Below are 4,539 nucleotides of genomic sequence, written 5' to 3' on the forward strand. Positions count from 1 at the left end.
TCCAACGGTACAATACGAAGAATATTATACATTCGGAGTTTTAATTTTAATGTATTTTGTCAAGAATACAGCTTTTCGGCGATATATACAATGCCTAATAAATTTATTTAGAGAAGTTATAGCGTGGCGTGCGCACTGGTGGGCGGAAACGTACAATTGGCTCCGGTAATCTATAAGAAACCATCACTTCATGTGATGTGGGGGCTTTCGCGTCTCGGTTAAAAGTGGTGAAATCAAAAGCATATCCTACCCGCAGGGCGTTGTCCTGCAACAGTGCTATACCTACAAGGGCACTAACAGCTTCCTGATGGCGATAATTCAATCCACCCCAATATTTTTCATCAAACGTGATCCGGGCACCTGCATCAAAAGAGAATGTTTCTGTGTCATGCTTAAGCAGCACCGTTGGAGTCGCCACGAGGGCATTGGTCAGGGCGAAGTTGTAACCGGCCGTAGCATAGATATGATTCTCTCCCAAAACCCTGCCCTTTCCTGTGTTAGCGGAGTCCGCAAACTCATAGGTAGCGCGCAATAAATTGGTTACCCCGCCGCCTGCATAGAACAGTTCCGACTCGTACCATACCCCAGCCCCTACATCATACTTGGTGTCCGAGCTGTTAAAAGGCACATTGGGGTCGCCCTCGTCTATGGCCCGGTAACTTCCTTTCTTAACGGTATTGATATTGCCCTGCACTCCCAGGCCTAACTTGCCTTCGCCTACATTCAAATGGAAGGAATAGGAAAGCGCTGCCTGCTGTATCCGGGTGTTGGCAATCTTGTCCTGCACCAGGTTGAGACCCAGTCCGCCTTTCAGAAACCGCACAGGGGTGTGGGCGGAAAGCATCAGGGTTTGCGGTGAGCCGCCGTCATCAAACGTTGCGTCGTAGTTCAGCCACTGGTACCTGTAGAGGGAGAGCACTTCCGGTCGGTTGGTTATACCTGCATAGGCCGGGCTGATATACATGCCATTGAACCCGTAATGGGTAAACTGAGGCTGCTGCTGCGCCCAGGAACTCAGGTGGCAGACAAACAGCAGGAATACAGCAAGTATAATCTTTTTCATAGGCTGTTGCAGCTAGGCAAGAGTGCAATGGGCTGTTTATGACCAGAATTTGATCAAATATATATATTAAACAGTAAAACGCAAAAGTAAGCAGATGATTGGTTCTACTTACTTTTGCGTTTTACTGTTGCTCAATTACAGCTGAATTTGTGCTGTAGCTTATTTTTTCTGTGCCAGCTTCTGATTTTGGATGTATACCTCGATTGCTCCGGTCATAGAAGGCGCATTCGGCATAGGGGCTTCAATGTCCAGCTCGAGGCCGGCATCACGCACGGCTTTAGCGGTCGTAGGGCCAAATGCTGCAATACGGGTATTATTTTGTCTGAAATCCGGGAAGTTGATAAACAGGGAGCTGATACCGGACGGGCTGAAAAACGCGATGCAGTCATACGTCACATCATCCAGGTCAGACAGGTCAGCCGCTACTGTTTTATAGATAACAGCTTCTGTGAATTTTATTTTATTTGCTTCCAGGAAACTTGGAATATCGTCTTTGCGGATGTTGGAGCAAGGGTAGAGAAACTTCTCGTTCTTGTGCTTCTTGATCACCTCAAAAAGATCCTTCGCTGTCTTCTCGCCCACAAACAACTTCCGCTTGCGCAATACGATGTACTTTTGCAGGTAATAGGCCGTCTGGTCTGAAATACAAAAATACTTCATGTCAGCAGGCATGTCGATTTTGCTTTCCTGGCAAATCCTGAAAAAATGGTCTACGGCGTTGCGGCTGGTAAAAATGACCGCCGTGTGCGATAGAATATCCACTTTGTCTTTGCGAAACTCTTTGTAGGCAACCGGCTCTACCTCAATAAAAGCCCTGAAGTCTACTTTGATGCCATACTTATCTGCAATAGACAAATAAGGCGAATTGTCAGTGGTAGGCTGTGGTTGAGTTACAAGGATGCTTTTGATCGGAATGCTGTGCCTCTCAGGGTTTGCCCATACCTTTTCTTTACTTTCAGCCATAGAGTAGTGGTCTGTTGTTTTAATGTAACCTGCCTTGACCGCGGCATCTGCTGATTTGTGTTTTTAAAAGTTAAACACAATGAATTTCAACATGATCGCCAGCGGGATTACTTCAGTGGCGCAAAGGTAAGAAAATAAATGCAAATTTATCATAGATGTCTTCTTATTTACTGTGGCAAAAACCCTGAATACGGTGATTACCAATACCAAAAGCACCGCCAGGCTGGATACGGTCAGTATCGTTTCGGGCATGGTGTTGTTCAATGCCAGGTATAGCAGCATCACGACGGGCAGAAACAGGCCCAGAAATAGCAAAGATCTCAGAAACTCACTGAATTGCGCCTGAACAATCTGCTCCAGCCCGAAAATATAGCCCATCACTTTCAGAAAAAGGTATTTTAGCAGGACAACGGCAAAGATCAGAACGGTATAGAAGACAATCTTGGTCGTGATATCGGCCTCGGAAACCGGGAACAGGCGGTTGAACAGGCGCACATGCTGCACATTGGTATGGATGGCGGCTATGAGCAGGGCCAGCGACAGCGAGAAGGCCAGGATGAACAGGATGTTGGACCAGGTACTCAGGGGCTTGACCAATATACCTTCTTCCAGTGCCTTGGTACGCAAAAAGGACTTTATCCCGAAAACGCCATGAAAGTCAGAAGGGAAATTTGTTTTGAGGCCGCCGTAGATCAAACCGATCAGGAGCATGAAGATGATAAATGCATTCTGATTGACATATTCCCTCAGCCGGATCGAAAAGCTACCTTTTATTTCCTGTTCTACGGCATCCACGGTCCGTACCCTGTTTTTGAACGTGCCGACATTGGGCTGCTGGGAAGGGTGCCAGGCCGAGAGCAGGTACTTGCCGTTGACGGGCTTCACTTGCTTGCTGTATTCAGCCAGGTTCAGGGTATAGGCAGATGCGGAGTCCGCTACAAAAACAAGCTGGTTGTTAAGAAACAGGCAGAGTTCCTTCCGGGCCGTAAAGTCCACGACAAAAGGCTGGGAAGGAGCAATGGAAAGCCACTGATGCACCGCCGTATACCCGGTGTGTACACTGGCCACATAGGGCACGAGTTCACCGGAACGGGCATCGTATACCTGCCAGTCGCCGCTGATGGTATTTTTCTGCTCCAGCGGCAACACCTGGGCCTGCAAGGGCAGCCCCAGCACAAATAGCAGGGCTACGAGCCAAGAGCTAAACATTTTGCTATACTTCTGAGACACTTTGCGAATTGCGGGGTTTGTTAAAGCCCAGAAAGATACTTAAAACAATTGAAAACAGGAGCAGCCCGGTAGCAGGCGGGTTATTCCCCGCGCCTTCTACCGCACGGCGCTCACCCGCACAACCACTCCCCGGCTTTGCCGGCAGCAAGCCTTGGGAGCAGCCTATGTAGTTTGCAGCCGGGCAACTCAGGAGTGCAGCACGCCCTGCATCTGCAGCATACTTATCTCGATCAGGTTGGCTTCTGTGATGGAATCCGGCACGAACACAAAGCGCTTGTCGTAAATCTTGCCGTCAATGTAGTAGCTTACCCAATACTCGTTGTTGAGATGGAAGACAGACGGGTCAATCAGTTCTACCTGAACGGGGCTCTTGGGGGCCACCTGCTCAAACATGTGGCGCAGCACCGATGTTTTCACTTCTTCGCCGTCCAGCAGGCCGTAGCCTTTGGACGTGATCATGACATTATCCAGCGGAACGGAGTTGTTGTTGATAAAATATACATTCCAGGTGCGCTCTGCCGGAATCTCGCCTGTTGCGGCAATCGCCACAGCTACGCCTTCAACCGGGGTAAAATCAATGTCTTTTTTCATGTACTTCTCTTGTGATAGTTGCCTCGAAGAGCCCGGCCAGGTGGCGCAGTAGTTTTTCCTCTACTTCTGCCAGGGGCACTTCATGGCCTAATTCTTTTGCCAGTGAGGTCACCTGCTTGTCGGTGATGCCGCAGGGCACGATGTTATTGAAATAATCGAGGTCGGTATTGATATTGAAAGCAAAGCCGTGCATGGTGACCCAACGGCTGCACTTCACCCCCATGGCGCATATCTTACGCGGATTTTTCTGGGCCTCATGGTCCAGCCACACACCCGTCAGGCCAGGTATACGGCCTGCTGCTATCCCATAGTCCTGGAGGGTCAGGATGATGGCCTCCTCCAGGTAACGCAGGTATTTGTGGATATCGGTGAAGAAGTTATCCAGGTCCAGGATCGGGTAACCCACGATCTGGCCGGGCCCGTGGTAGGTAATGTCCCCGCCCCGGTTGATCTTATAAAACGTGGCCCCTTTTGCCTTCAACCCGGCTTCGTTGATGAGCAGGTTGGTCTCATGCCCGCTTTTGCCCAAGGTATAGACATGCGGGTGAGAGCAAAAAAGCAGGTAATTGGTAGTTGGCTGCTGCTCCTCAGGTATAGCAGTCCGGTTTTCAGCTTTCGTGGCAAGGACGGCGTTGAAGAGCTGGTCTTGGTAATCCCAGGCCTCCTTGTAGTCCATCAGCCCCAGGTGCTCA

At 49.5% G+C, this 4,539-nt stretch carries 5 protein-coding genes; all 5 read right to left on the bottom strand.

What is annotated here, in order from left to right; translation table 11 throughout:
- Positions 1–103: 103 nt before the first annotated feature.
- The 5 genes from OB13_RS18895 to lipB all read right to left on the bottom strand — a co-directional run bounded on the left by OB13_RS18895 (position 104) and on the right by lipB (position 4,532).
- Positions 104–1,063, bottom strand: coding sequence for a PorP/SprF family type IX secretion system membrane protein (locus OB13_RS18895; RefSeq protein ID WP_461491742.1), 960 nt, complete (start codon positions 1,061–1,063; stop codon positions 104–106).
- A gap of 159 nt (positions 1,064–1,222) precedes the next feature.
- Positions 1,223–2,026: a uroporphyrinogen-III synthase gene (locus tag OB13_RS18900; protein ID WP_461491743.1), complete on the bottom strand. Its 804-nt coding sequence runs from the start codon at positions 2,024–2,026 to the stop codon at positions 1,223–1,225.
- Positions 2,027–2,089: 63 nt separating this feature from the next.
- On the bottom strand, positions 2,090–3,235 hold the full coding sequence (locus OB13_RS18905; RefSeq protein WP_461491744.1) for a DUF4271 domain-containing protein: 1,146 nt from the start codon (positions 3,233–3,235) through the stop codon (positions 2,090–2,092).
- 207 nt (positions 3,236–3,442) lie between these two features.
- Positions 3,443–3,847: a hypothetical protein gene (locus tag OB13_RS18910; RefSeq protein ID WP_461491745.1), complete on the bottom strand. Its 405-nt coding sequence runs from the start codon at positions 3,845–3,847 to the stop codon at positions 3,443–3,445.
- The gene (gene lipB, locus OB13_RS18915) at positions 3,831–4,532 is read right to left on the bottom strand and encodes a lipoyl(octanoyl) transferase LipB (protein WP_461491746.1); all 702 of its coding nucleotides are present in this window, start codon (positions 4,530–4,532) and stop codon (positions 3,831–3,833) included. The genes OB13_RS18910 and lipB overlap by 17 nt, the downstream gene beginning before the upstream one ends.
- Positions 4,533–4,539: the final 7 nt, after the last annotated feature.

It is taken from the genome of Pontibacter sp. HJ8 (genome assembly GCF_054824225.1).